The following is a 24,193-nucleotide window of genomic DNA, read 5'->3' as shown; positions in this document are numbered from 1 at the left end:
CGATAAAAATATGAAAATTGCAATCTTACCCGGCGACGGCATCGGTCCTGAAATCGTCGCGCAAGCCGTCAAGGTTTTGCATGTGCTGGGCGAATCGTTCGAACTGGAAACGGCGCCCGTGGGCGGCGCTGGCTATGCGGCCCATGGACACCCCTTGCCGGAAGCCACCCTGGCGCTGGCGAAAGCGGCCGATGCCGTGCTGTTCGGCGCCGTCGGCGACTACAAATATGACAACCTGGAGCGCCAGTTCCGTCCGGAACAGGCGATCCTGGGTTTGCGCAAGAACCTGGGCCTGTTCGCCAACCTGCGTCCGGCCATTCTGTATCCTGAACTGGCGGGCGCCTCGACCCTGAAGCCGGAAGTGGTGTCCGGCCTGGATATTCTGATCATCCGCGAATTGACGGGTGACATTTATTTCGGCCAGCCCCGCGGCGTGCGCGAGTGCCCGGACGGTCCGTTCAAGGGCCAGCGCGAAGGCTTCGACACGATGCGCTATGCGGAAGGCGAAATCCGCCGCATCGCCCACGTGGCTTTCCAGGCTGCGCAAAAGCGCGACAAGCGCCTGACCAGCGTGGACAAGGCGAACGTGCTGGAAACCTTCCAGTTCTGGAAAGACATCGTCACCGACGTGCACAAGGAATACCCGGACGTGGCGCTCGACCACATGTATGTCGATAACGCGGCCATGCAGCTGGTGCGGGCGCCGAAGAAATTCGACGTCATGGTGACTGGCAACATGTTCGGCGACATCCTGTCGGATGCGGCTGCCATGCTGACGGGCTCGATCGGCATGCTGCCGTCGGCCTCGTTGGACGCCAACAACAAGGGCTTGTACGAGCCATCGCACGGCTCGGCGCCCGATATCGCGGGCAAGGGCATCGCCAATCCGCTGGCGACGATCTTGTCGGCCGCCATGATGCTGCGCTATTCGCTGAACCGCGAAGAGCAGGCAAACCGCATCGAGGGTGCCGTCAAGCAAGTGCTGGCGCAGGGTCTGCGCACGGCCGACATCCACGAAGCGGGCACGACTTTGGTCGGTACCGAGGCCATGGGTGATGCAGTTGTAAAAGCACTGGGATAAAATAGTCTAATGACGGCAGTCGCCGTCTCATCTTGAGGAATGGTAATGAAATTAGTTGGCTTGGTAGGTTGGCGCGGTATGGTCGGTTCGGTCCTGATGCAACGCATGCAGGAAGAGGGCGATTTCGCCCATATCGAACCGGTGTTTTTCACCACTTCGAACACGGGCGGCTCTGCCCCGGCCATGGCGAAGAATGAAACCATCCTCAAGGATGCCAACAACATCGCCGAACTGTCCAAGTGCGACATCATTATTTCCTGCCAGGGCGGCGACTACACGAGCGCTGTCTTCCCGCAGCTGCGCGCCAGCGGCTGGAATGGTTACTGGATCGATGCGGCCTCGACCTTGCGCATGGAAAAAGACGCCGTCATCGTGCTCGACCCCGTCAACCTGCACGTCATCAAGGATGCGCTGGGCAAGGGCGTCAAGAACTACATCGGCGGCAATTGCACCGTCTCGTGCATGATGATGGGCCTGGGCGGCCTGTTCCAGCACGATTTGATCGACTGGATGACGTCGATGACGTACCAGGCGGCATCGGGCGGCGGCGCGCAGCACATGCGCGAACTGCTGACGCAATTTGGCACCATCAACGGCTCCGTCAAGGCGCTGCTGGACAACCCTGCATCCGCCATCCTGGAAATCGACCGCCAGGTGCTGGCCACCCAGCACGGCTATTCCCCGGATGAAATCAAGCAATTCGGCGCGCCGCTGGCTGGCAATCTGATCCCGTGGATCGACAAGGACCTGGGCAACGGCCAGTCGAAGGAAGAGTGGAAGGCGGGCGCGGAAACGAACAAGATCCTCGGCCGCGGCCTCGATTTCGGCACCAAGGAAATTCCAGTCGACGGCCTGTGCGTGCGCATCGGCGCCATGCGCTGCCATTCGCAGGCGCTGACCATCAAGCTGAAAAAAGACGTGCCGCTCGATGAAATCAACGACATCATCGCCAGCAACAACGAATGGGTGAAATTCGTGCCGAACACGCGCGAAGCGTCCGTGCGCGACCTGTCGCCGGCAGCGGTCACGGGCAGCCTGACGATACCCGTCGGCCGCGTGCGCAAGATGAGCATGGGCGGCGAATACCTGTCCGCCTTCACCGTGGGCGACCAGTTGCTGTGGGGCGCGGCCGAGCCGCTGCGCCGCATGCTGCGCATCCTCCTGGACGCGTAACCGCCATAAATTGCTGATCAAGATCAAGCCGGGGCTGTTTTCCCGGCTTTTTTTTCGTCCTGAGCCCGTCAAGGCTCAACCATGCGGAGCTTGCATAGCTCTGGGCATGATGATATGTTGATACCTCTGGAAAAGTAACAGTTTTCCCATGTCAACTAAGATGCCGCCAACTATGCCTGTACACACTCGTCCCCGGGTCGCCTCCCTTGCCATTAAAACACTCAGCAGCGCTGTCGCGTGTGCGGTGTTATTGTCACCGGCGGCATCCGCAGCCGAGCTGGGCAAGATCACGGTGCTGTCCGCCGCCGGCCAGCCGCTGCGCGCCGAGGTCGAATTATCGGCCATCAAGCCAGGCGAGGCATCGAGCTTGCTGGCCAAGCTGGCGCCGCCGGATGCCTACCGCCAGGCCAACGTGGAATTCAATCCCGCGTTGAACGCGCTGACGTTTGCCGTGGAAAACCGCAATGGCAAGCCCTTCATCCGCATCAGCTCGGCGCAGCCGGTGGCCGAGCCCATGGTCGACCTGTTGCTGGAACTGAGCAGCAAGAGCGGACGCCAGGTGCGCGAATATGCGTTCGTGCTCGACACGCCGGAAGCACGCCAGACGCGCGGCGCGCAAGTGACGGCGCCGGCCGAACCGGGCAAAGGCAAGGCGGCCGCCGAAGCTGCTCCAGCCGCGGCGAAAAAGCCTGCCGGGGAATACAAGATCAAGACGGGCGACACCCTGAGCCGCATCGCCAGCGAACTGAAGCCATCGGGCGTGTCGCTCGACATGATGCTCGTCGCGCTGTACCGCGCCAATCCCGACGCCTTCAAGGGCGAGAACATGAACCGCATGCAAGCCGGGCGCATCCTGGCCGTGCCGGGTGCGGACACCGTGCGCGCCACCGGCGCGGCGGAAGCGAAGGGCATCGTGACGGCGCACGCCATCGATTTCGAAGCCTACCGCAACAAGCTGGCGGGCCAGGTGTCGCAAAGCAAGCCGGCCAAGGCCGCGCAAGCGACGCAAAGCACGGCCGGCAAGATCGGCGCGACGAAGGTGCAGGAAAAACCGACGGCCGTGAGCGAGTCGCAAGACAAGCTGAAACTGTCGAAGGCGGAGCCGGCGGCCAAGTCGGTCGGCAAGAGCGCGGTGGCCAGCGAGGAAGACAAGATCGCCAAGGCGAAGCAGGTCGATGAAGCGGCCGCCCGTGTCAAGGAGCTGGAAAAGAACGTCAGCGACCTGGAAAAGTTGATGGCGGTCAAGAGCAAGGCCATGGCCGACAAGAGCGCCCCGGCGCCTGCGAAACCAGCCGAGGTCGCCGCCAGCGCGCCGGTTGTTGCCAGCGTGCCAGCCGAAGCCCAGCCGCCCGTGCCCAAAGCGAAACCGGTGCCGCTGGTGAAAAAGCCGTCGCCGCTGGAACCGACCATCACCGACAAGATCAATGACCACCTGGGCGCCATCGGCATCGGCCTGGCTGCATTGCTGGCGGCCGTGGCCGCGCTGGTGGTCGCGCGCCGCCGCAAGGATGCGCCGCCGCCGCCCGAAGATATCGCGCCCGTGGTCGAACCGGAAGCGCCCGTGGCGCCGCCGGCGGGCCTGGCGCCGGAAGACCAGCAGTCCGAAGCGAGCAACCACCTGTTCGGTACGGGCGCCGCCGCTGCCGGCGTGGCCGCCGCGGCGGGCGCCAGCATGCTCGACGCGAATGAAACGGACCCGGTCGCCGAAGCGGACGTGTATATCGCCTACGGCCGCGATGGCCAGGCGGAAGATATCCTCAAGGAAGCCTTGCGCATCCACCCGGAACGCCATGCGGCCCGCCTGAAGCTGCTGGAAATCTATTCGGCACGCAACGACGTGCGCGCGTTTGAAGACCAGGCCAGCGAGCTGTACAGCCTGACGCGTGGCCAGGGCGAAGAGTGGCCGCAGGCGGCCGCGCTGGGCCTGGCGCTTGACCCCACCAATCCCCTGTATGGCGATACGGAAGACGACGCCGTCGTCAGCCTGAGCAAGGCTGCCGGCGACGACGTGCATGGCCAGAGCATGGACTTGCCAGACGAGCCGCCAGCGCCGCTGGCCGATCTGGCGCCGGCCGAGCCGGTGTCTTCCGTGACGGCCCGTGATGCGCGCGATCCCCTCGATTTTGACCTCGACAGCCTCGATTTCGAGCCTGTTTCTACCACCGACCCGATCGTCATGCCGGGACCGGACAGCAAGCCGCAGGCTACCACGCAGGATGCGCACTATGACGCCAGCATGGATTTCGGCCTGGACCTGGAACCGCCGGCCGGTCCCGTCAATGGCGTGGGCGCCGGCCTGACGCCGCTGCCTGATCCGCTGAAGGATGTCGACCTGGCCCATTTTGACCTCGACGAACCCGTGGCGCCGGCTGCCGCGCCGGTCGCGGCGGCCGAGCCTTCCCTCGACAGCCTGTTCGACGACGCGCAAATGCCTGCGGCCTTGCCGGAAGCCATACCGCCCGCGCAAGAGTTCGACCTGTCCGGCATCGACCTGGACCTCAACGACGGCAAGACGGCCAGCGTGGGCGTGGACGACCCGCTGTCGGCCATCCACATGGAAATGGATACCAAGCTGGACCTGGCGATCGCTTACCAGGAAATTGGCGACAAGGAAGGCGCGCGCGAGCTGATCGATGAGGTCATCAAGGGCGGTAGCGAAGAGCAGGTTGCGAAAGCCAATACCATGCGTGCGCTGTTGAGCTAGCAGTGCCCGTCGGTGCGGCAGGCTGCCGCGCCGGTATAATGCTTCGATGCAAAATATTACGACAGCAACGCCATTGAAGCGTATCGTCCTCGGCCTGCAGTATGACGGCACGGCCTGGCACGGATACCAGAAGCAGGAAGACGGACAGACGGTGCAGGACCAGCTGGAAAACGCGCTGGAGCAGTTTGCCCGCGTGCGCCTGGCCACCACCTGCGCCGGCCGTACGGATACGGGCGTGCATGCGCTCGAGCAAGTTGTGCACTTCGATACGGAACTGAACCGCGACGTGCACTCGTGGGTGCGCGGCGTCAACGCCTTCCTGCCGAAATCCATCGCCGTGCGCTGGGCCAGGGAACTCGAAGGCGACCCGACGGTCAATGATTTCTTCCACGCCCGCTTCAGCGCCCGCGCGCGCACCTATCATTATGTGTTGTACAACAACGCCACCCGTTCGCCGCTGGTGGAAGGGCGCGCCGGCTTCTTTTTCCGCCCGCTGGACGTGGAACTGATGCGCCAGGCCGTGCAGCCGCTCTTGGGGTGGCACGATTTCACGGCCTTCCGCGCCGCGCAATGCCAGGCCAAGTCGCCGGTCAAGCTCATGCATGACATCCGCATCGAGCGGCGCGGCGATTGCGTCATTTTTACGATTACGGCCAATGCCTTCCTGCACCACATGGTGCGCAACCTGGTCGGCTCGCTCGTCTACATCGGCACGGGGCGCGAAAAGCCGGAATGGCTCGGGCATTTGCTGGAAAGCAAGGATCGCCACGCGGCCGCGCCCACCTTCATGCCGGACGGCCTGTACCTGGCGCAGATCGATTACGATCCGAAATGGGCATTGCCGCAAGACAGCAGCAGCGCCTTGCCCTGGTTCTGACGTTTTACTTCAAGCAATAACTTCAAGGAAAAGCCATGCCACGCACACGCATCAAGATCTGCGGCCTGACCAGAGTAGAAGACATTCACGCTGTCGTGGAGGCGGGCGCCGACGCCATCGGCTTCGTGTTTTATCCGAAAAGCCCCCGCTACGTGACGCCCGAACAGGCAGCTGCCCTGATCGCCGCCGTGCCGCCCTACGTGACGGCGGTGGGCCTGTTCGTCAACGCCAGCGTGGACGAGGTGCGGGCGACCAGGGCCGTGGCGCCCTTATCGATGCTGCAATTCCATGGCGACGAGACGCCCGAACACAGCGCCGCGCTGGCCGCAGCTGTGAATACGCCGTTTACGCAAGTGTTCCGCGTCAAACCCGACACCAGCTTTGAAGATTTGCTAGAATACGAACAGCGCTATCGCGCCGCCAGTCCCTTGTTTGCCAGCCTCTTGCTGGACACCTATGTGGATGCCTACGGCGGTGCAGGAAAGGTATTTGATTGGTCCCTCATTCCAGAAGAACTCGCGCCTCGGGTCGTTTTAAGTGGTGGCTTGAGCGTACAAAACGCGACTGACGCAGTGGTGCGCGTGCGCCCTTACGCTGTCGACATCAGCAGTGGTGTCGAAGCGTCCAAGGGCATCAAGGACGCATCCCGAGTCCGCGCGTTTATCGCCGCGGTGCAGGATGCCGATGCCATCATTGCCAGAGGAAACAACCATGAATGACCACACCACAGCGCCCGGCGCAGCCGCCGCATTGTTCCACGCCACCGATTATCCATTTCCCGACCTGCGCGGCCACTTTGGCCCCTACGGCGGCTCCTTTGTTGCCGAAACGCTCACGCATGCGCTGGCCGAGCTGAAAGATGCTTACGCGCGCTACAGCGTCGATCCTGAGTTCCTTGAAGAATTCCGCTACGAGCTCAAGCACTTCGTCGGCCGTCCGTCTCCGATCTACCACGCCAAGCGCTGGTCCGAGCTGGCGGGCGGCGCGCAAATTTACTTTAAGCGCGAAGACTTGAACCACACGGGTGCGCACAAGATCAACAACGTGATCGGCCAGGCCCTGCTGGCCAAGCGCATGGGCAAGCCGCGCATCATCGCCGAGACGGGTGCGGGCCAGCATGGCGTGGCCACGGCCACCATCTGCGCCCGCTTCGGCCTCGAGTGCGTGGTCTACATGGGCAGCGAAGACGTCAAGCGCCAGGCGCAGAACGTGTACCGGATGAAACTGCTGGGCGCGACCGTCGTGCCCGTCGAGTCCGGCTCCAAGACTCTCAAGGATGCGCTGAACGAAGCCATGCGCGACTGGGTCACCAACATCGAAAACACCTTTTACATCATCGGCACCGTGGCAGGCCCCCATCCGTATCCGATGATGGTGCGCGACTTCCAGTCCGTGATCGGCGAGGAATGCCTGGTGCAAATGCCGGAAATGACGGGCCGCCAGCCCGACTACGTGCTGGCCTGCATCGGCGGCGGCTCGAACGCCATGGGCATCTTTTACCCGTACATCGACCAGAAAGATGTAAAACTGATCGGCGTGGAAGCGGCCGGCGAAGGACTCGATACGGGCAAGCACTCGGCCTCGCTGACGGCAGGCTTCCCGGGCGTTCTGCATGGCAACCGCACCTATCTGCTGCAGGATGAAAACGGCCAGATCATCGAGACGCACTCCGTCTCGGCCGGCCTCGACTACCCGGGCGTGGGACCGGAACACGCGTGGCTGAAAGACTCGGGCCGCGCGCAATACGTGTCGATCACCGATGACGAAGCGCTGCAGGCTTTCCACGACTGCTGCCATATCGAAGGCATCATCCCGGCCCTGGAATCGTCACACGCACTGGCCTACGCGGCCAAGCTGGCGGCCACCTTGCCGAAAGACCAGATCGTGCTGGCCAACCTGTCGGGCCGTGGCGACAAGGACATGCATACCGTGGCGGAGCGTATGGGACTCAACTTTAGCTGATCGTTAGCTGTTGACTACCGGGGTCAGACCCGCCGGGTCTGACCCCAGCCTTCAATTTCCCTCAGAAAAGAGATATCCATGTCCCGTATCGCCACCACCTTCGCCAATTTAAAATCGAACAACAAGACCGGCCTGGTCACCTTCATCACCGCCGGCGACCCCGGCCCCGACGCCACCGTGCCCCTGATGCACGCGCTCGTCGAGGGCGGCGCCGACGTGCTCGAGCTGGGCGTGCCGTTTTCCGACCCCATGGCCGAAGGCCCCGTCATCCAGCGCGCCTGCGAGCGGGCCTTGAAATTCAACGTTGGCATCCACGACGTGTTCGGCTACGTGCGTCAGTTCCGCGAGACGAACCAGACGACGCCCGTGGTGCTGATGGGCTATGCGAATCCCATCGAGCGCATCGGCAGCGCCGCGTTCATTGCAGCGGCGCAAGAGGCCGGCGCCGACGGCGCCATCGTCGTCGACTATCCGCCGGAAGAGTGCGAGGAATTTGCCGGCGCCATGCGCGAAGCGGGCCTCGACCTGATTTTCCTGCTGGCACCCACTTCAACGGAAGAGCGCATCGCGCAAGTGGCCAAGGTTGGCGGCGGCTTCAGCTATTATGTGTCGCTCAAGGGCGTGACGGGCGCCGGCAACATTGATACGGAACAGGTGGCGGAGCGCCTCGCGGCTATCCGCCAGCATGTAAAATTACCTATCGGCGTGGGCTTCGGCATCCGCGATGGCGCCACGGCCAAGGCCGTTGCCAAGGTGGCCGATGCCGTCGTCATCGGCAGCCGCATCATCCAGGAGATTGAAAATGCCCCGGAAGGCGGTGCCGTCGACGCCGTGCGCAGCTTTACGGCAGGCATCCGCGCCGCACTGGACGCCTGAGTAAGCTTGTTGTTTACGCAAGCCCGGGTGGCGGCAAAGTTCGACAGCCCGGCGATAAACGGCTACACTTCGGCCACTGATTTGCCTGTTATTGTGCAATAGATAAAATTTTTGGTGGCGCCCTGCGGGGCGTCGCCGTTTACCGTCTGCCGGGGGCGTCCACCGACGCTACCCCTACAAGGGCCCAAGGAGAAAATATGAGTTGGTTGGAAAAACTGCTGCCACCGCGCATCCAGCGTTCTGATGCTGCCGCGCGCAAGACCATGCCGGAAGGCCTGTGGGTCAAGTGCCCGTCGTGCGAAGCCGTGCTGTACCGTACGGACCTGGAATCGAATCTGCACGTATGCCCGAAATGCGACCACCACATGCGCATCCGCGCGCGTGAACGCCTCGACAGCCTGCTCGACGCGGGCGGCCGCTATGAAATCGGCCAGGAAATCCTGCCCGTCGATACCTTAAAATTCAAGGACAGCAAGAAATACCCTGACCGCCTGAAGTCCGCCATGGAAGCGACGGGCGAGACGGATGCGATGGTCGTCATGGGCGGCGCCATCATGAGCTTGCCAGTAGTCGTGGCGTGCTTCGAATTCGAATTCATGGGCGGCTCCATGGGTTCCGTCGTGGGCGAGCGCTTCGTGCGCGGCGCGCAAATCGCGCTGGAACAGAAAGTGCCGTTCATTTGCATCACCGCCACCGGCGGTGCGCGCATGCAGGAAGGCTTGCTGTCCCTGATGCAGATGGCGAAAACCACGGCCATGCTGACCAAGCTGTCCGAAAAGAAATTGCCATTCATCAGCGTGCTGACCGACCCGACCATGGGCGGCGTGTCTGCCTCGTTCGCCTTCATGGGTGACGTCGTGATCGCCGAACCGAAAGCGCTGATCGGCTTTGCCGGCCCGCGCGTGATTGAAAACACCGTGCGCGAAAAACTGCCGGAAGGCTTCCAGCGCGCCGAGTTCCTCGTCACCAAGGGTGCCGTCGACATGATCGTCGACCGCCGCAAGATGCGCGAAGAAATCGCCCGTCTGCTGGCCTTGTTGCAAAACCAGGCTGTGGAAGTCCTGGCTTGATTGTATTGAATGGAATAATGTCCATTTACCCGAACCCATGAACCGCTGGGGTCGGACCCTGAGGGTCCGACCCCAGATGTTGTTTAGGGTTGCCTGTTTCTCTGCCTCGCGCATCCTTACACAAGAAGTCTCCCATGCAAAACCTCCCCACCACCTTGCCGGACTGGCTCGCCATGCTGGAAACCCGCCATTCGGAAACCCAGATCAACATGGGCCTGGACCGCGTGCAAGCCGTCAAGGCGCGCATGCAGCTGGCGTTTACTTGCCCCGTGATCATGGTGGCGGGCACGAATGGCAAGGGTTCCACCTGCGCCATGCTGGAATCGGTACTGTTGCGCGCCGGCTACAAAGTGGGGCTGTACATCAAGCCGCATTTTCTCGATTTTAATGAGCGCGCCCGCGTGCTGGGCGAGATGGCCAGCGATGAGCAGATCGTCGCGAGCTTCAATGCCGTTGAAGCCGTGCGCGGCGACACGCCGCTGACGTATTTCGAATTCACCACCCTGGCGATTTTGCACCTGCTGTCGCAGGCGAAGCTGGACGTGGCCATCCTGGAAGTGGGCCTGGGCGGACGCCTGGACGCCGTCAACGTGATCGATGCCGACGTGGCCATCGTCACCAGCGTCGATATCGACCACACGGACTACCTGGGCGATACGCGCGAAGCGATCGGCTTTGAAAAGGCCGGTATCTTCCGTCCGGGCAAGGCGGCCATCTGCAGCGACCCCGTGCCGCCGCAATCGTTGATCGACCATGCCGAGGCCATCGGCGCCGACCTGTGGCTGATGGGCCGCGATTTCAATTATTCGGGCGACAAGCAGCAGTGGAACTACGGCGGGCGCGAGCAGCGCCGCAATTCGCTCGCGTATCCAAGCTTGCGCGGCGCCAACCAGATCCTCAATGCGACGGCCGTGCTGGCCGCGCTGGAAGTGCTGAAGCTGAAACTGCCAGTGGGCGCGCAGGAAGTGCGCACGGGCCTCGTGACGGTGGAACTGCCGGGCCGCTTCCAGGTCTTGCCTGGGCGCCCCAGCGTGATCCTCGACGTGGCGCACAACCCGCACGCGGCCTCGGCATTGAACCAGAACCTCGGCAACATGGGTTTCCACCCGTACACCTATGCCGTGTTCGGTTCCATGCAGGACAAGGATATCGATGGCGTATTGGCCGCGATGAGCGAACACGTCGACCACTGGTGCCTGACGGGCCTGCCTTCGCCGCGCGCGGCCACGGCTTCCGAGCTGGCCGCCAAGGTGCAGATCATGCTCGAAGATAAGCCCGACAGCAGCGAACATACTGTGTCTATTTTCGATGATCCGGCACAAGCTTTTGCAAATGCAATGAGCCGGGCCGGTGAGAATGATAGAATTGTGGTCTTTGGTTCTTTCCTCACCGTTGCCGGCGTGATGAAGGCCCGAAAATCCTCACTTCACTGAAACGCACTCGACTGAAAATCACGCATGGGCTTGTTCTCGAAACTGTTTAAAAACAAGCAAGAATCCTCTGGCGAAGACAGCGGCTTTTATGTCCCTGGCGAAGCACAGTCGCCGACCCGCAAGCGCGCAGCCAACACGGCCGGTGGCGGCGGATCGCGCCGTGGCGGCAAGGAAGCGCCGGACCCGGTCTTGCCTGAAAAAAAGCGCGCACGCCGCCGCCTGGTCGGGGCCATTGCCCTGGCCCTGGGCGTGGCTGTCGGCTTGCCGATGCTGCTCGACTCCGAGCCGAAGGCGCCGTTCAACGATATCGCGATCGACATTCCATCGAAGGAAAAGGCCGTCGCACCTGCACCGGCGCCCGTGCCGGCCGTCCCGGCCCAGGCCGCAGCGAATGGCCTGGACCAGTCCGAGGAAATCGTCGACGCGCCGTTGCCGCCTGCGGCCAAGCCGACCCCTGCACCGACACCGGCCCCCGTGCTGGCGGCCGCCCAGCCTGCACCGGTCAAGCCGACCTATGTGGAACCGAAACCCGAGCCCAAGCCTGAACCCAAGCCGGTCAAGGTGGAGTCGAAGCCGGAGCCGAAGCACGAAACCAAGCCCGAGCCGAAACACGAGTCCAAGCCCGAACCCAAGCCTGAGCCCAAGCATGAAGTAAAGCCGGAAACCAAGCCCGAGCCGAAGCCTGCCAAGCCGGCGCAATCGGCTGACGATGCCGCGCGCGCGCTGGCGATTCTGGAAGGCAAGCCGCAAGAGAAAGCACAGGACAAGGCGCATGACGCGGGCAGCGGCAAGTTCGTGGTGCAGGTAGCGGCCCTGGCGACGCAGGACAAGGTCGACGAATTGCAGGACAAGCTGCGCGATGCGGGCATCAAGTCGTACACGCAGAAAGTTTCGAGCCCAGCGGGCGAGCGCATCCGCGTGCGCGTGGGGCCATTCGGCAGCCGCGAAGACGCTGAAAAGACCCGCGCCAAGCTGCAAAAGCTGGGCCTGGGCGGCAGCCTGGTACCGGCGTGATGTTGCAAGGCTGAACGCGCGTGACGATCTTCGATTACCTGGTGCTGTTCGTGCTGGTGACGTCCGTGCTGATCAGCATGATGCGTGGCCTGGTCAAGGAAATACTGTCATTGGTCAGCTGGATCGTGGCGTTCGTCATTGCCAACGCGTATGGCGCTACCCTGGCGAAATTCCTGCCGGAAGCCGTGCCTGGCGAAGCCATCCGTTTGTTGCTGGCTTTCGTCGTGCTGTTCATCGGCGTGCGCATTTTGATGGGATTGCTGTCCATGACGGTCGACGCACTCGTCAAGGTGACGGGCTTGAGCCTGGCTGACCGCACCCTGGGCACCCTGTTCGGCGTGGCGCGGGGCCTTGTGATCGTGCTGACCGCCGTCATCTTGTGTGGCATGACTTCCATACCGCAGCAGCCATTCTGGAAAAATGCGCAGCTCAGCCCGCTCGCGGAGCAGGGCGCGCGCGCCATCAAGCCTTATCTGCCTGCCGCTTACGCGCAGCATGTGAAATTTTGAATTTTTTTAAAATCAGTAGCACAGTTTAGGAGCACACCATGTGTGGCATCGTCGGCGTCGTTTCCCATCAACCTGTCAATCAATTGCTCTATGATGCATTGTTGCTCTTGCAACATCGCGGTCAGGACGCGGCAGGGATTGCGACCAATCACAGCAGTATGTTTTCCATGCACAAAGCCAACGGCCTCGTGCGTGACGTCTTCCGTACGCGTAACATGCGTTCGCTGCAAGGCACGACGGGCATCGGCCATTGCCGTTACCCGACGGCCGGTTCGTCGAGCGAAGAGGAAGCACAACCGTTCTATGTGAATGCGCCGTTCGGCATCACCCTGGCGCACAATGGCAACCTGACCAACTGGGAACAGTTGAAGCTGGAAATGTTCAAGAACGACCGCCGCCACATCAATACCGATTCCGATTCGGAAGTGCTGCTCAACGTGCTGGCGCATGAAATCCAGGAAGCGACGACGGGCCTGAACCTGGACCCGGAAGCCATCTTCAAGGCCGTTACCGTGCTGAACCGCCGCGTCAAGGGCGGTTACGCCGCCGTTGCGCAAATCGCCGGCGTGGGCTTGCTGGCCTTCCGCGATCCGCACGGCATCCGTCCTCTGTGCCTGGGCATCAATGAAACGGAGCAAGGTCCCGAATACCTGATCGCTTCCGAATCCGTGGCCCTGGAAGGCATGGGCTTCCGCTTCGTGCGCGACATCGGTCCCGGCGAAGCCGTCTTTATCGATGCAGACAAGAAATTGCACAGCGCCCAGTGCGCCGACAATGCCAGCCTGAACCCGTGTGTGTTCGAATTCGTCTACCTGGCCCGTCCCGACTCCGTCATCGACGGCGCTTCCGTGTACGCCACGCGCCTGAAAATGGGCGAATACCTGGCCGAAAAGATCCGCGCCGAATTGCCAGGCGTGCATATCGACGTGGTCATGCCGATTCCCGATTCCTCGCGTCCGGCCGCTATCCAGCTGGCCATGGCGCTGAACATCGAGTACCGCGAAGGCTTCATCAAGAACCGCTACATCGGCCGCACCTTCATCATGCCGGGCCAGGCGGCACGCAAGAAATCCGTGCGCCAGAAGCTCAACGCGATCCCGTCCGAATTCAAGGATAAAGTGGTGCTGCTGGTCGACGATTCCATCGTGCGCGGCACCACCAGCCGTGAAATCGTGCAGATGGCGCGCGAAGCGGGCGCGACGAAGGTCATCTTCGCTTCGGCCGCGCCACCGGTGATCTACCCGAACGTGTACGGCATCGACATGCCGACGCGCGACGAGCTGATCGCCTACGGCCGCACGACGGAAGAAGTGTGCCGCGAAATCACGGCCGACTACCTGGTCTACCAGGATATCGGCGCGCTGAAGCAGGCGATCGCCGACGTCAACCCGGCCCTGACCAACTTCGAGGCGTCGTGCTTCGATGGTATCTACGTGACGGGCGACGTGTCGCAGGAATACCTGGACCGCCTGGAATATGCGCGCCACCATCCGAAGGCGGCAGCGCCCGAAGATACGCCGCGTTCCCAGCTGAACCTGAACCTGGCGACAACGGAAGCATAAGTACCTGCCCGGCCGATGCCGGGCTTTTTTTCGGGGTCGGACCTTCAGGTCTGACCCCGGCATTTGCCTTGGGTTACGCGGCAAATCGAACTCCGGAACTTCCACCATGACCACCAAAAAAACCTACGGCTTCACCACCACCATCCTGCACAACGACCGCCGCAAGGGCATCGAACACGGCTCGCTGCACAAGCCCGTGCATACTTCCGTTGCTTTCGGTTACGCCGATGCGCGCCAGCTTGCTTCCGTGTTCCAGGGCAAGGAAGCGGGTTTCCGCTACGGCCGCCAGGGTAACCCGACCGTTTCCGCGCTGGAAGACAAGGTCAACAAGATGGAAGACGGCGTGGCGACCTTGTGTTTTGCCACCGGCATGGGCGCCATCGGCGCCGTCGTGCAATCGTTGCTGCGCGCGGGTGACCATGTCGTGTCGTCGGCCTTTTTGTTTGGCAACACCAACAGCCTGTGGCAAACGGTGACGGGGCAGGGCATGGCTGTGTCGTTCGTCGACGCCACGGACGTCGCCAACGTGGCGGCCGCCATTACGCCGGCCACGCGCATCGTGTTCGTGGAAACCATCGCCAATCCGCGCACGCAGATCGCCGACCTGAAAAAAATCGGCGACTTGTGCCGCGAAAAGGGCATCTTGTACATCGTCGACAACACGATGACGACGCCGTACCTGTTCCGCCCGAAAGCCGTGGGCGCGGGCCTGGTGGTCAATGCACTGACGAAGTCCATCGGCGGCCACGGTAATGCCCTTGGCGGCAGCTTGACGGACACGGGCGTGTTCGACTGGACGCAGTATCCGAACATCTTCGAGAATTACAAGAAGGCGGCGCCCGCGCAATGGGGCATCGCGCAAATCCGCGCCAAGGCCTTGCGCGATTTCGGCGCGTCGCTGGGGCCGGAAGCGGCGCACCATATCGCTGTCGGCGCGGAAACCATGGCCTTGCGCATGGATCGCACCTGCTCGAACGCTCTGGCGCTGGCCACCATGTTGCAGGCGGATCCAAGAGTGGCGGCCGTGCATTACCCGGGCCTGGCGTCGCACCCGCAGCACGCGCTGGCCACCGAGCTGTTCCGCAGCTATGGCTCGCTGTTCAGCTTTGAATTGAAGGATGGCATCGACTGCTTCGATTTCCTCAACCGTCTGAACCTGGCCATTCCCGCGAGCAACCTCGGCGACACGCGCACCCTCGTCATTCCCGTCGCCCACACGATTTTCTACGAGATGGGTGCCGAGCGCCGCGCCAGCATGGGCATTGCCGAATCCCTGATCCGTGTCTCCGTCGGTATCGAGGATGAAGCAGACTTATTGGAAGATTTCAGCAACGCACTGGACGCATAAGCAGCCGCGCACCATGTAAAAGGGCCGCGACAGTCATGCTGTCGCGGCCCTTTTTTTCGTGCGGCAGTTTAATGCCAGCTGCGCATCAGTCCGACGGCGAGGCCTTCCAACGCAAACTCGTCTTCGGGCGACACGGTGATCACCTTGAAGTCGGGATTTTCCGGCAGTAGTTCGATGACGGAACCCGTCTTCTTGTAGCGCTTGACGGTGACTTCGTCGCCGATGCGGGCGACGACGATCTGGCCATTCTTGGCGCTGTCGACCTTTTTGACGGCCAGCAAGTCGCCATCCATGATGCCGGCGTCGCGCATGGACCAGCCGCGCACCTTCAGCAGGAAGTCGGGTTTGGCCGAGAACAGGGCCGGGTCGACGTTGTAGCTCGCTTCCAGGTTTTCCTGGGCCAGGATGGGCGAACCGGCCGCCACCCGACCGATCAGGGGCAGCGACATCAGCAGGGCTGCAGGCACTTTCGATGGCGGCGCTTCGGCGGCCGCGCCGATCAGGCGGATGCCGCGCGAGGTGCCGGGCGAAATCTCGATCGCGCCCTTGCGGGCCAGGGCCTGCAAATGCTCTTCGGCCGCATTGGCCGATTTGAAACCCAGTTCATTGGCGATTTCGGCACGGGTGGGAGGAAAGCCCGTGTTTTCAATCGCGTCCTTGATCAGGTTCAGGATTTGTTCTTGTCGTGCTGTCAGCTTGATCATGAGCGGTGGGTGCATACTAAAATGCTGTCTATATGAACAGTCTGTATTTTTGTACAGTATCACCCACTATGCAAGGGGATTTCCGTGTTTTGGGCGAATTTCGCAAGAAATACTTGTCCACGGTCGGAAAGCACGGTGGCGCACGGGCTTTTCGGGCGCTTGTGGAAGGAATGATTGAAACGTTTGCAAAAGGCGGTTATAATCTTCGGCTGACCTTCCCACACCCGTCTTGACGCCGGGGTGGGCGATTATCAATCCGACCTGAAGGAGTTTGCATGCGTCATTATGAAATAGTCTTTATCGTCCATCCGGACCAAAGCGAGCAAGTGCCCGCGATGATCGAACGCTACAAAGCCAGCGTAACCACCCGCGGCGGTTCGGTTCACCGCGTGGAAGATTGGGGCCGCCGTCAAATGGCTTACTCGATCCAAAAGCTGCCTAAAGCACACTACATCTGCCTGAACATCGAATGCGACAACGAGACCTTGGTCGAGTTGGAAACAGCATTCAAATTCAATGATGCCGTGTTGCGTCACCTGACCGTTAAAATGAAGAAAGCTGAAACAGCTCCTTCGCCGATGATGAAATCGGTACAACGCGAAGACGCGGCCAAAAGCCACCGCACCGAAGCACCAGCAGCCGCTCCAGCCGCAGCAGCAGCTTAATTCTTGACCAGGATCGTGCGCTGAACCAGCTACAAGTAACCGCCATCATTGCCGAGCGCGAAATATTGCGCTATACCCCGGCAGGGTTGCCGATTGTGAATGCAGTATTGCAACACAGTTCGCAGCAGATGGAAGCAGGGATTGCCCGTTTGACCGAGTTTGATGTTGCCGCGCTAGCCGCTGGCGAAATCTCAGGCAGGTTCAGTCAGGCAAGCTTGGGCGGGGTGTATCAGTTCACGGGTTTCCTGGCCAGGAAGAGCCGCAACAGCAAGAGTTTGGTGTTTCACATCATTGATTTTAGTGCAGTCAATTCTGACTAGCGCATTTTAGATACAGGAGCCTGACATGGCATTCGGTAAAAAGTTCGACAAAAATAAGCTCAAGCTTAAAGAAAAACGCAAACAGCAAAACCCGTTGTTCAAACGCAAGAAGTTCTGCCGCTTCACCGCAGCTCACGTTGAGCAAGTCGACTACAAAGACGTCGACACGCTGAAAGACTTCGTCCAAGAAAACGGCAAGATCATGCCAGCACGCCTGACCGGTACCAAAGCGCACTACCAGCGCCAAGTTGACACCGCAATCAAGCGCGCTCGCTTCCTCGCGCTGCTGCCATACACCGATCTGCACCACGCTTAATCGGTCAGATATTCCTGGAGAAGAACTATGCAAATCATTCTGTTAGAAAAAGTTGTTAACGTCGGTAACCTCGGCGAAGTCGTCAAAGTCAAAGACGGTTACGCACGTAACTTCCTGATCCCGCAACGCCTGGCACGTCGTGCTACGGCAACCGCTGTGGCTGAATTCGAAGTCAAGCGCGCCGAACTGGAAAAAGCTGCTGCCGCCAAACTGGCCGCATCGCAAGCCCAGGGCGAAAAACTGAGCGGCCTGACCGTTCAAGTTGCTCAAAAAGCTGGTGTTGATGGCCGTCTGTTCGGTTCCGTCACCAACTTCGACATCGCTGAAGCGCTGACCAAGCAAGGTTTTGCTGTTGAAAAAGCACAAATCCGCATGCCTACCGGCCCGCTGAAGATCGTTGGCGAGCACAACGTTTCGGTTGCTCTGCACACCGACGTGGTCGTGGAAGTTGTTATCGCTGTCGTTCCAGACGCGAACGCGTAATTGTCTGCGGGCCTGGCCCGCAAGCATTGCCGCACTATGAAAAGCCGGGTTCGCCCGGCTTTTTTGTGGCCTTTTTTTCGCTCAATTTCAGCCCTTTATTTTTGCCAGCACGCCGAAGCGGGTATAATTCGCGCCATGAACGCCCCCTCTGATCCGCAACTGGATTCCCTCCGTATTCCGCCGCATTCGATCGAAGCAGAACAATCCGTCATCGGTGGTCTGCTGCGCGACAATGCCGCATATGACCGCATCGCCGACTTCATGCATGCGGAGGATTTCTATCGCTATGACCATCGCATCATCTTCGAGCAAATCGTCAAGATGGTTAACGCTTCCAAGCCAGCCGATGTCATTACTGTTTTTGAAACCCTGACCCAGCTCGGCAAGGCCGATGACGTGGGCGGACTCGCTTACCTGAACGCCATGGCGCAAAACACGCCATCGGCCGCGAACATCCGGCGTTACGCCGAGATCGTGCGCGACCGCGGCGTGCTGCGTAAACTCATCACCGTCGCCGACGATATCTCCGGCACGGCCTTCAGCCCGCAAGGCAAGGAAGTCAAGCAGATGCTTGACGAGGCCGAATCGAAGATTTTCGCCATCGCCGAAGAAGGCGCGCGCGGCGCCCAGGGCTGGACCGCCATCCAGCCCCTGCTGACGCAAGTGGTCGAGCGCATCGACGAACTGTACAGCCGCGACAACCAGAGTGAAATCACGGGCGTGCCCACCGGTTTCATCGACCTCGACCGCATGACCTCGGGTCTGCAGCCGGGCGACCTGGTGATCGTGGCGGGCCGTCCTTCGATGGGCAAGACGGCGTTTTCCGTCAACATCGGCGAAAACGTGGCCATCGACAGCGGCTTGCCCGTGGCCGTGTTCTCGATGGAGATGGGCGGCGCCCAGCTGGCCATGCGTATGCTCGGCTCCGTCGGACAGCTCGACCAGCACCGTTTGCGTACTGGCCGCCTGAACGACGAAGACTGGCCGCGCCTGACGAATGCGATCCAGAAGATGAACGACGCGCAGCTGTACATCGATGAAACGCCAGCGCTCAATTCCATCGAATTGCGCGCCCGCTCGCGCCGTTTGTCGCGTCAATGCGGCAAGCTGGGCCTGATCATCGTCGATTACTTGCAACTGATGTCGGCCAATACGCCGGGCGACAACCGCGCCACGGAGATTTCCGAGATTTCGCGGGGCTTGAAAGGCCTGGCGAAAGAACTCGGTTGCCCCGTGATCGCGCTGTCCCAGCTGAACCGCTCGCTGGAACAACGTCCGAACAAACGTCCTGTGATGTCCGACTTGCGCGAATCGGGCGCTATTGAGCAGGATGCCGACGTGATCCTGTTCATTTACCGCGACGAGGTGTATAACCCCGACTCGCCGGACAAGGGAACGGCCGAAATCATCATCGGTAAACAACGTAACGGTCCAATCGGCAGCATCCGCCTCACCTTCATGGGGCAGTACACCAAATTTGGCAATTACAGTGGTGGCCTGGCGCTTTACCAAGGCGACTAAGACTCAGCAGCACTGGCAATTCCATTGGCCGCCCCCGACAACGGGGCGGCTTTCTGTAGTAAATAACACGACTCAATGCTTAACGGAGAATGACATGTTTGGACGCTTGATGCCCACTGAGGGCAAGTTTTTTGAATTGTTTAACCAGCACGCGGAACTGTGCGTCAAGGGCGCCAAAGAGATGCTCGGCCTGATGACCAATTTCGACGACCTGGAAAACCGCGTGCATGCGATCGAAAGCATCGAGAAACAGGCGGACAAAGTCACCTACGCCACCGTGGAAATGCTGCACAAGACCTTCATCACGCCGATCGACCGCGACGACATCCATCAGCTGATCACGCGCCAGGACGACATCCTCGACCTGCTGGAAGATGCGGCGCAAACCGTCTCGCTGTACGACCTGAAGGCCGTCACGCCGGAAGCCAAGCGCCTGGCCGAACTGGTGCTGGCCTGTACCGAAAAAGTGCGCGACGCCGTCGCCATGCTGCACAACATGGACAACTCGCGCAAGATCGTCGCTATCTGCGAAGAGATCGACCGCCTGGAATCGGACGCCGACCACGTGATGCGCGCCGCCATGTCCAAGCTGTTCCGCGACGAACCGGACGTGCGCAACCTGATCAAGCTGAAAGCGATCTACGAAATTCTGGAAACCGTGACCGACCGTTGCGAAGACGTGTCCAATATTATCGAAGGCATCATCGTCGAAAACGCGTAAGCGTTGGGCCTGTCCTGAACCAGAATCAGAAAAGAAACTATAATGACCATACAAATCAGCATCTACGTGCTAGGCCTGTTGATCGTCCTGGCGCTGCTGTTTGACTTCATGAACGGCTTCCACGATGCCGCCAACGCGATTGCCACGGTGGTCTCGACGGGCGTATTGAAACCGCAGACCGCGGTTGCCATGGCCGCCACGTTCAACTTCGTCGCCATCTTCGTGTTCCACCAGCTGACCGTGGCCGCCACGGTGGGCAAGGGCACCATCGATCCGGCCGTGATCGACCAGTACGTGATCTTCGGCGCGCTGATGGGCGCCATCTTCTGGAATTTGTTTACCTGGTACTACGGCATTCCATCGTCGTCCTCGCACGCGCTGATCGGCGGCCTGGTGGGCGCTGCCGTCGCCAAGTCCGGCACGGGCGCGCTGGTCGCGGCCGGCCTGTGGAAAACCGTCGCCTTCATCGTCATCGCACCGGTACTGGGCTTCGTGTTCGGCTCCATCATGATGCTGATCGTGTCATGGATATTCGTGCGTTCGACGCCGCGCAAGGTCGACAAGTGGTTCCGCCGTTTGCAGCTGGTCTCGGCGGCCGCCTACAGCCTGGGCCACGGCGGCAACGATGCGCAAAAAACCATCGGCATCATCTGGATGCTGCTGATCGCCGCCGGCTACTCCAGTTCAGCCGACGCCATGCCGCCGATGTGGGTCATCATCTCGTGCTATACGGCCATCAGCTTTGGCACCCTGTTCGGTGGCTGGCGCATCGTCAAGACCATGGGCCAGAAGATCACCAAGCTCAAACCGGTCGGCGGCTTCTGCGCCGAAACGGGCGGCGCGATCACCCTGTTCGTCTCGACGGCGCTGGGCATTCCCGTGTCGACCACGCACACCATCACGGGTGCCATCGTCGGCGTCGGTTCGTCGCAGAAGATGTCGGCCGTGCGCTGGGGCGTGGCGGGCAATATCGTCTGGGCCTGGATCTTCACGATTCCCGCCTCCGCGTTTGTTGCCGCAGTCGCCTGGTGGATTGGCCAGCACATCATGTAATGGATAGCCAACGCCAGTAAAAAGGGAGCCTTGCGGCTCCCTTTTTTTATGCACCGGCCAGTTCCACCGTCAGCCCCTCGCTGGCGAGGAACACTTGCAAATCGGCCAGGCGGCTGCTGTAGCGGCCCATCACGTCGGCAAACACGGCTTCGAGCTGCTCGTCGCTGCGGGTCGGTTCGTGGTGGGTGCAATACAAGCGCCGCGCGCCGCAGCGCAGGGCCAGGTCGAAGGCGGCGTCGAAGGTGCCGTGGCCCCAGCCCTGCTTGCCCGGGTATTCCTCGCGCGTGTACGAGCAGTCCATGATCAGCGCGTCGACGCCGGCGACGAGCGCATCGATGCCGGCCTGGCGCTGCGCATTGCGCTCTGAGCACGCCGCATGCTCGGCGTGGCCGGGTGGATGCAGGTTGTAGAACGGTTCATGGTCGCCGCTGAAAAACAGCGAGGCGCCGCCGCAGTCGATGCGGTAGCCGAGGTTGACGACGGGATGGTTCATTTCCGCGCCGCGCACGCGCGCGCCGCCCACGTCGACGGCTTCGCCGGGCGCCAGGGTGCGGTACTCGATGCTGGCCGCCATGGCCGCTTCGCTGACGGGAAAATAGCTGCCTTGCAGCTGCACTGCCATCACGTGCTCGATGCCGCGCCCGCTGATGCCGTCAAAGGCGCCATGCAGGCGCATGCGGTTGCCAGCTACGAACAGGGGCGAGAACATGGGCAAGCCGTGGATGTGGTCCCAGTGGCTGTGCGTGATGAAGACGTGGGCGTCGACGGGCTGGCCCGGCGGCAGTTGCTGTGCCAGCGAAAAGATGCCGCTGCCCGCATCGAGAATGATCAGGCTATCGTTGTCGGTGCGCACTTCGATGCACGTGGTATTGCCGCCATAGCGCGCCGTGCGCGGGCCGGGGGAGGGGATGGAGCCGCGCACGCCCCTGAACGTGAATTTCATTCAGTACCTTGTTACAGTGTAATTATTGTTGATTCTATTCTAATTAATGAGATTGGCGGCAACATTTATGCGTGTTGTGATACGGAAAGTAATTTCATTTTGTTGTGACTAAGTAATGTACAGTGCGCGGGACGGCCGTTACACTGGCGCTTGCCGACTTCCCCTTTTTTGCTTGCCCATTACCTGATTGCCACCAATATGCCTCAGTTGCACCCTGAGAAAATCGCCCACAGACTGGAGCAATTGACCGAACTCAGTGTCGCGCTCGGCCACGGCCTGGGCGGCGAGGGACATGACATTGGCGCGCTGTTGCAGCGCATCGTGCTGCTGGCGAAAAGCATGAGCGGCGCCGATGGCGCGACCCTGTACCGGCCCGCGCTCGAGGGCCGCCAGCTGGCGTTCGACATCAGCGTCAACGACAGCCTGGGCATCGCGCAGGGGGCGGACATGGGCTTGCCTGGCGTGCCCCTGTTCGATGGCGCGGACCAGCCCAACCTGGCATCGGTGGCCGCGTATGCGGCGAACATGCGCCGCAGCGTGAATATCGCCGACGTCTACCGCGACGAGGTCTTCAATTTTTCCGGCATGCGCGAGTTCGACCGCCACCACGGCTACCACACGCAATCGATCCTGACGGTGCCCATGAGTGACCATGAGGGCGACCTGATCGGCGTGCTGCAGCTGGTCAATGCCAAGGATGGCGAGACGGGCCAGGTGCGCGCCTTTTCCTCCACCGACCAGCGCTTCATCGAGGCCTTGGCCGCGCAGGCGGGCGTGGCGCTGACGAATCAATTGCTGATCTCGCAGCTGGAAGAGCTGCTCGAATCGCTCGTTACCCTGATCAATATCGGCATCGATGAAAAGTCGCCGTACACGGGACGGCACTGCCAGTTCGTGCCCGAACTGACGATGCTGCTGGCCGACGCCGCGCACGCCACGCAAACGGGGCCGCTGGCCGATTTCCGGCTCAGCGACAACGAGCGCAAGCAGTTGTGGCTGGCCGGCCTGCTGCACGATTGCGGCAAGATCACCACGCCCGTGCACGTGGTCGACAAGGCCACCAAGCTGGAAACCATTTTCGACCGCATCGCCCTGATCGACACGCGCTATGAAGTGCTGCTGCGCGACGCCGAGATCGCGGCCCTGCGCCAGCAGGCGGCGCAGCCGCAGCAAAAGGAGGCCATCGCCCGCGCGCTGGCACTGGAGCAGGCGGCGCTGCGCGAAGAGCGCGACTTCATCCGCACGGTGAACATCGGCGGCGAGAGCATGGCGCAGGCCGACCAGGAGCGCGTGCGGCAGATCGCCAGGCGCCGCTGGCGCGCGGCCGATGGCGAACTGCGCGATTTTCTCGACGCCGACGAGACGGAAAACCTGACCATCCGCGCCGGCACCCTGACGGCGGCCGAACGGGCCATCGTCAACAACCATATCAGCGTGTCGATCCGCATGCTCGAAGCGCTGCCGTGGCCCAAGCACCTGCAAAAGGTGCCCGAATATGCGGGCGGCCACCACGAGCGCATGGATGGCAAGGGCTATCCGCGCGGGCTGACGAAAGAGCAGATGTCGGTGCCGGCGCGCCTGATGGCCATCGCCGACATTTTCGAGGCGCTGACGGCGCGCGACCGGCCCTACAAGAAGGGCAAGTCGCTGTCCGAATCGCTGCGCATCCTCGGCAATTTCAGCCTGAACGGGCATATCGACCCGGAGCTGTTCGACGTTTTCATCCGCAGCAAAGTCTATCTGACCTTCGCTGAAAAGCACATGCATCCGAGCCAGATCGATGCCGTCGACGAGGCGGCCATTCCGGGTTATATCCCTTGAAGCTGTCGCTGGCTTGGCGCAGGCATGGGGCGCGCTG

The 24,193-nt window shown here is 61.4% G+C and carries 23 protein-coding genes; 21 read left to right on the top strand and 2 right to left on the bottom strand.

Annotated features, from left to right (window positions below):
• The first annotated feature begins 10 nt into the window (after nucleotides 1–10).
• The 13 genes from leuB to MRBLMS1_RS06985 all read left to right on the top strand — a co-directional run bounded on the left by leuB (nucleotide 11) and on the right by MRBLMS1_RS06985 (nucleotide 15,609).
• A complete protein-coding gene (leuB, locus tag MRBLMS1_RS07045) occupies nucleotides 11–1,081 on the top strand; it encodes a 3-isopropylmalate dehydrogenase (protein WP_034750539.1) in 1,071 nt (356 codons plus the stop codon).
• A gap of 45 nt (nucleotides 1,082–1,126) precedes the next feature.
• Nucleotides 1,127–2,254 carry an aspartate-semialdehyde dehydrogenase gene (gene asd, locus MRBLMS1_RS07040; protein WP_072452459.1) on the top strand — a complete coding sequence of 376 codons (1,128 nt, stop codon included), beginning with the start codon at nucleotides 1,127–1,129 and terminating at the stop codon, nucleotides 2,252–2,254.
• 244 nt (nucleotides 2,255–2,498) lie between these two features.
• A complete protein-coding gene (locus MRBLMS1_RS07035) occupies nucleotides 2,499–4,958 on the top strand; it encodes a motility hub landmark protein FimV (RefSeq protein ID WP_485878560.1) in 2,460 nt (819 codons plus the stop codon).
• Between the two features lie 73 nt (nucleotides 4,959–5,031).
• Nucleotides 5,032–5,835 (top strand): tRNA pseudouridine(38-40) synthase TruA, encoded by an 804-nt coding sequence (gene truA / locus MRBLMS1_RS07030; protein WP_034750899.1) that lies wholly within the window; start codon nucleotides 5,032–5,034, stop codon nucleotides 5,833–5,835.
• A gap of 35 nt (nucleotides 5,836–5,870) precedes the next feature.
• The gene (locus MRBLMS1_RS07025) at nucleotides 5,871–6,554 is read left to right on the top strand and encodes a phosphoribosylanthranilate isomerase (protein ID WP_485878558.1); all 684 of its coding nucleotides are present in this window, start codon (nucleotides 5,871–5,873) and stop codon (nucleotides 6,552–6,554) included.
• Complete coding sequence (trpB, locus tag MRBLMS1_RS07020; RefSeq protein ID WP_436480396.1) at nucleotides 6,547–7,797, top strand: tryptophan synthase subunit beta; 1,251 nt, start codon at nucleotides 6,547–6,549, stop codon at nucleotides 7,795–7,797. The genes MRBLMS1_RS07025 and trpB overlap by 8 nt, the downstream gene beginning before the upstream one ends.
• 78 nt (nucleotides 7,798–7,875) lie before the next feature.
• Complete coding sequence (gene trpA, locus MRBLMS1_RS07015) at nucleotides 7,876–8,673, top strand: tryptophan synthase subunit alpha (protein ID WP_485878556.1); 798 nt, start codon at nucleotides 7,876–7,878, stop codon at nucleotides 8,671–8,673.
• 197 nt (nucleotides 8,674–8,870) lie between these two features.
• Nucleotides 8,871–9,743, top strand: a complete 873-nt coding sequence (gene accD / locus MRBLMS1_RS07010; protein ID WP_010400390.1) for an acetyl-CoA carboxylase, carboxyltransferase subunit beta — start codon at nucleotides 8,871–8,873, stop codon at nucleotides 9,741–9,743.
• 134 nt (nucleotides 9,744–9,877) lie between these two features.
• Nucleotides 9,878–11,176: a bifunctional tetrahydrofolate synthase/dihydrofolate synthase gene (gene folC / locus MRBLMS1_RS07005; RefSeq protein ID WP_034750518.1), complete on the top strand. Its 1,299-nt coding sequence runs from the start codon at nucleotides 9,878–9,880 to the stop codon at nucleotides 11,174–11,176.
• Between the two features lie 24 nt (nucleotides 11,177–11,200).
• Nucleotides 11,201–12,190 (top strand): SPOR domain-containing protein, encoded by a 990-nt coding sequence (locus MRBLMS1_RS07000; protein ID WP_485878553.1) that lies wholly within the window; start codon nucleotides 11,201–11,203, stop codon nucleotides 12,188–12,190.
• Nucleotides 12,191–12,210: 20 nt separating this feature from the next.
• Complete coding sequence (locus tag MRBLMS1_RS06995) at nucleotides 12,211–12,699, top strand: CvpA family protein (RefSeq protein WP_046685790.1); 489 nt, start codon at nucleotides 12,211–12,213, stop codon at nucleotides 12,697–12,699.
• Between the two features lie 38 nt (nucleotides 12,700–12,737).
• Nucleotides 12,738–14,261 (top strand): amidophosphoribosyltransferase, encoded by a 1,524-nt coding sequence (gene purF, locus MRBLMS1_RS06990; protein WP_436480401.1) that lies wholly within the window; start codon nucleotides 12,738–12,740, stop codon nucleotides 14,259–14,261.
• A gap of 106 nt (nucleotides 14,262–14,367) precedes the next feature.
• Entirely contained in the window at nucleotides 14,368–15,609 is a 1,242-nt protein-coding gene (locus tag MRBLMS1_RS06985; RefSeq protein ID WP_485878550.1) for a cystathionine gamma-synthase family protein, read from the top strand.
• A 68-nt stretch (nucleotides 15,610–15,677) separates the two neighbouring features.
• On the opposite strand, the gene lexA is transcribed toward MRBLMS1_RS06985, so the two are convergent.
• Entirely contained in the window at nucleotides 15,678–16,313 is a 636-nt protein-coding gene (gene lexA / locus MRBLMS1_RS06980) for a transcriptional repressor LexA (RefSeq protein WP_034750502.1), read from the bottom strand.
• Between the two features lie 275 nt (nucleotides 16,314–16,588).
• On the opposite strand from lexA, the gene rpsF reads away from it, so the two are divergent.
• The 7 genes from rpsF (at nucleotide 16,589) to MRBLMS1_RS06945 (ending at nucleotide 21,392) form a co-directional block, all read left to right on the top strand.
• On the top strand, nucleotides 16,589–16,978 hold the full coding sequence (gene rpsF, locus MRBLMS1_RS06975; protein ID WP_034750499.1) for a 30S ribosomal protein S6: 390 nt from the start codon (nucleotides 16,589–16,591) through the stop codon (nucleotides 16,976–16,978).
• A gap of 20 nt (nucleotides 16,979–16,998) precedes the next feature.
• Nucleotides 16,999–17,298, top strand: coding sequence for a primosomal replication protein N (gene priB / locus MRBLMS1_RS06970; protein ID WP_034783455.1), 300 nt, complete (start codon nucleotides 16,999–17,001; stop codon nucleotides 17,296–17,298).
• 25 nt (nucleotides 17,299–17,323) lie between these two features.
• The gene (gene rpsR, locus MRBLMS1_RS06965) at nucleotides 17,324–17,614 is read left to right on the top strand and encodes a 30S ribosomal protein S18 (RefSeq protein ID WP_010400024.1); all 291 of its coding nucleotides are present in this window, start codon (nucleotides 17,324–17,326) and stop codon (nucleotides 17,612–17,614) included.
• Between the two features lie 27 nt (nucleotides 17,615–17,641).
• Nucleotides 17,642–18,097, top strand: coding sequence for a 50S ribosomal protein L9 (gene rplI / locus MRBLMS1_RS06960; protein WP_034783456.1), 456 nt, complete (start codon nucleotides 17,642–17,644; stop codon nucleotides 18,095–18,097).
• Between the two features lie 135 nt (nucleotides 18,098–18,232).
• Nucleotides 18,233–19,618: a replicative DNA helicase gene (locus MRBLMS1_RS06955; RefSeq protein ID WP_034750488.1), complete on the top strand. Its 1,386-nt coding sequence runs from the start codon at nucleotides 18,233–18,235 to the stop codon at nucleotides 19,616–19,618.
• A gap of 94 nt (nucleotides 19,619–19,712) precedes the next feature.
• A complete protein-coding gene (locus tag MRBLMS1_RS06950) occupies nucleotides 19,713–20,339 on the top strand; it encodes a DUF47 domain-containing protein (RefSeq protein ID WP_010400015.1) in 627 nt (208 codons plus the stop codon).
• Nucleotides 20,340–20,378: 39 nt separating this feature from the next.
• Nucleotides 20,379–21,392, top strand: coding sequence for an inorganic phosphate transporter (locus MRBLMS1_RS06945; RefSeq protein ID WP_128142328.1), 1,014 nt, complete (start codon nucleotides 20,379–20,381; stop codon nucleotides 21,390–21,392).
• A gap of 46 nt (nucleotides 21,393–21,438) precedes the next feature.
• Here the strand turns inward: MRBLMS1_RS06945 and MRBLMS1_RS06940 are convergent, their stop codons facing one another.
• The gene (locus MRBLMS1_RS06940) at nucleotides 21,439–22,335 is read right to left on the bottom strand and encodes an MBL fold metallo-hydrolase (protein WP_485878548.1); all 897 of its coding nucleotides are present in this window, start codon (nucleotides 22,333–22,335) and stop codon (nucleotides 21,439–21,441) included.
• 198 nt (nucleotides 22,336–22,533) lie between these two features.
• On the opposite strand from MRBLMS1_RS06940, the gene MRBLMS1_RS06935 reads away from it, so the two are divergent.
• A complete protein-coding gene (locus MRBLMS1_RS06935) occupies nucleotides 22,534–24,156 on the top strand; it encodes a GAF and HD-GYP domain-containing protein (protein ID WP_485878546.1) in 1,623 nt (540 codons plus the stop codon).
• Nucleotides 24,157–24,193: the final 37 nt, after the last annotated feature.

It is taken from the genome of Massilia sp. LMS1-1-1.1 (assembly GCF_040815535.1).
Lineage (GTDB): Bacteria > Pseudomonadota > Gammaproteobacteria > Burkholderiales > Burkholderiaceae_D > Janthinobacterium > Janthinobacterium aestuarii.
This window is presented reverse-complemented; position numbering and strand designations above follow the sequence as displayed.

Bases quoted from the DNA above. Each gene is read 5' to 3' on its own strand.
- leuB (WP_034750539.1), top strand. From the start codon at position 11: ATGAAAATTGCAATCTTACCCGGCGACGGCATCGGTCCTGAAATCGTC.
- asd (WP_072452459.1), top strand. From the start codon at position 1,127: ATGAAATTAGTTGGCTTGGTAGGTTGGCGCGGTATGGTCGGTTCGGTC.
- MRBLMS1_RS07025 (WP_485878558.1), top strand. From the start codon at position 5,871: ATGCCACGCACACGCATCAAGATCTGCGGCCTGACCAGAGTAGAAGAC.
- trpB (WP_436480396.1), top strand. From the start codon at position 6,547: ATGAATGACCACACCACAGCGCCCGGCGCAGCCGCCGCATTGTTCCAC.
- trpA (WP_485878556.1), top strand. From the start codon at position 7,876: ATGTCCCGTATCGCCACCACCTTCGCCAATTTAAAATCGAACAACAAG.
- accD (WP_010400390.1), top strand. From the start codon at position 8,871: ATGAGTTGGTTGGAAAAACTGCTGCCACCGCGCATCCAGCGTTCTGAT.
- folC (WP_034750518.1), top strand. From the start codon at position 9,878: ATGCAAAACCTCCCCACCACCTTGCCGGACTGGCTCGCCATGCTGGAA.
- MRBLMS1_RS07000 (WP_485878553.1), top strand. From the start codon at position 11,201: ATGGGCTTGTTCTCGAAACTGTTTAAAAACAAGCAAGAATCCTCTGGC.
- purF (WP_436480401.1), top strand. From the start codon at position 12,738: ATGTGTGGCATCGTCGGCGTCGTTTCCCATCAACCTGTCAATCAATTG.
- MRBLMS1_RS06985 (WP_485878550.1), top strand. From the start codon at position 14,368: ATGACCACCAAAAAAACCTACGGCTTCACCACCACCATCCTGCACAAC.
- lexA (WP_034750502.1), bottom strand. From the start codon at position 16,313: ATGATCAAGCTGACAGCACGACAAGAACAAATCCTGAACCTGATCAAG.
- rpsF (WP_034750499.1), top strand. From the start codon at position 16,589: ATGCGTCATTATGAAATAGTCTTTATCGTCCATCCGGACCAAAGCGAG.
- rpsR (WP_010400024.1), top strand. From the start codon at position 17,324: ATGGCATTCGGTAAAAAGTTCGACAAAAATAAGCTCAAGCTTAAAGAA.
- rplI (WP_034783456.1), top strand. From the start codon at position 17,642: ATGCAAATCATTCTGTTAGAAAAAGTTGTTAACGTCGGTAACCTCGGC.
- MRBLMS1_RS06955 (WP_034750488.1), top strand. From the start codon at position 18,233: ATGAACGCCCCCTCTGATCCGCAACTGGATTCCCTCCGTATTCCGCCG.
- MRBLMS1_RS06950 (WP_010400015.1), top strand. From the start codon at position 19,713: ATGTTTGGACGCTTGATGCCCACTGAGGGCAAGTTTTTTGAATTGTTT.
- MRBLMS1_RS06940 (WP_485878548.1), bottom strand. From the start codon at position 22,335: ATGAAATTCACGTTCAGGGGCGTGCGCGGCTCCATCCCCTCCCCCGGC.
- MRBLMS1_RS06935 (WP_485878546.1), top strand. From the start codon at position 22,534: ATGCCTCAGTTGCACCCTGAGAAAATCGCCCACAGACTGGAGCAATTG.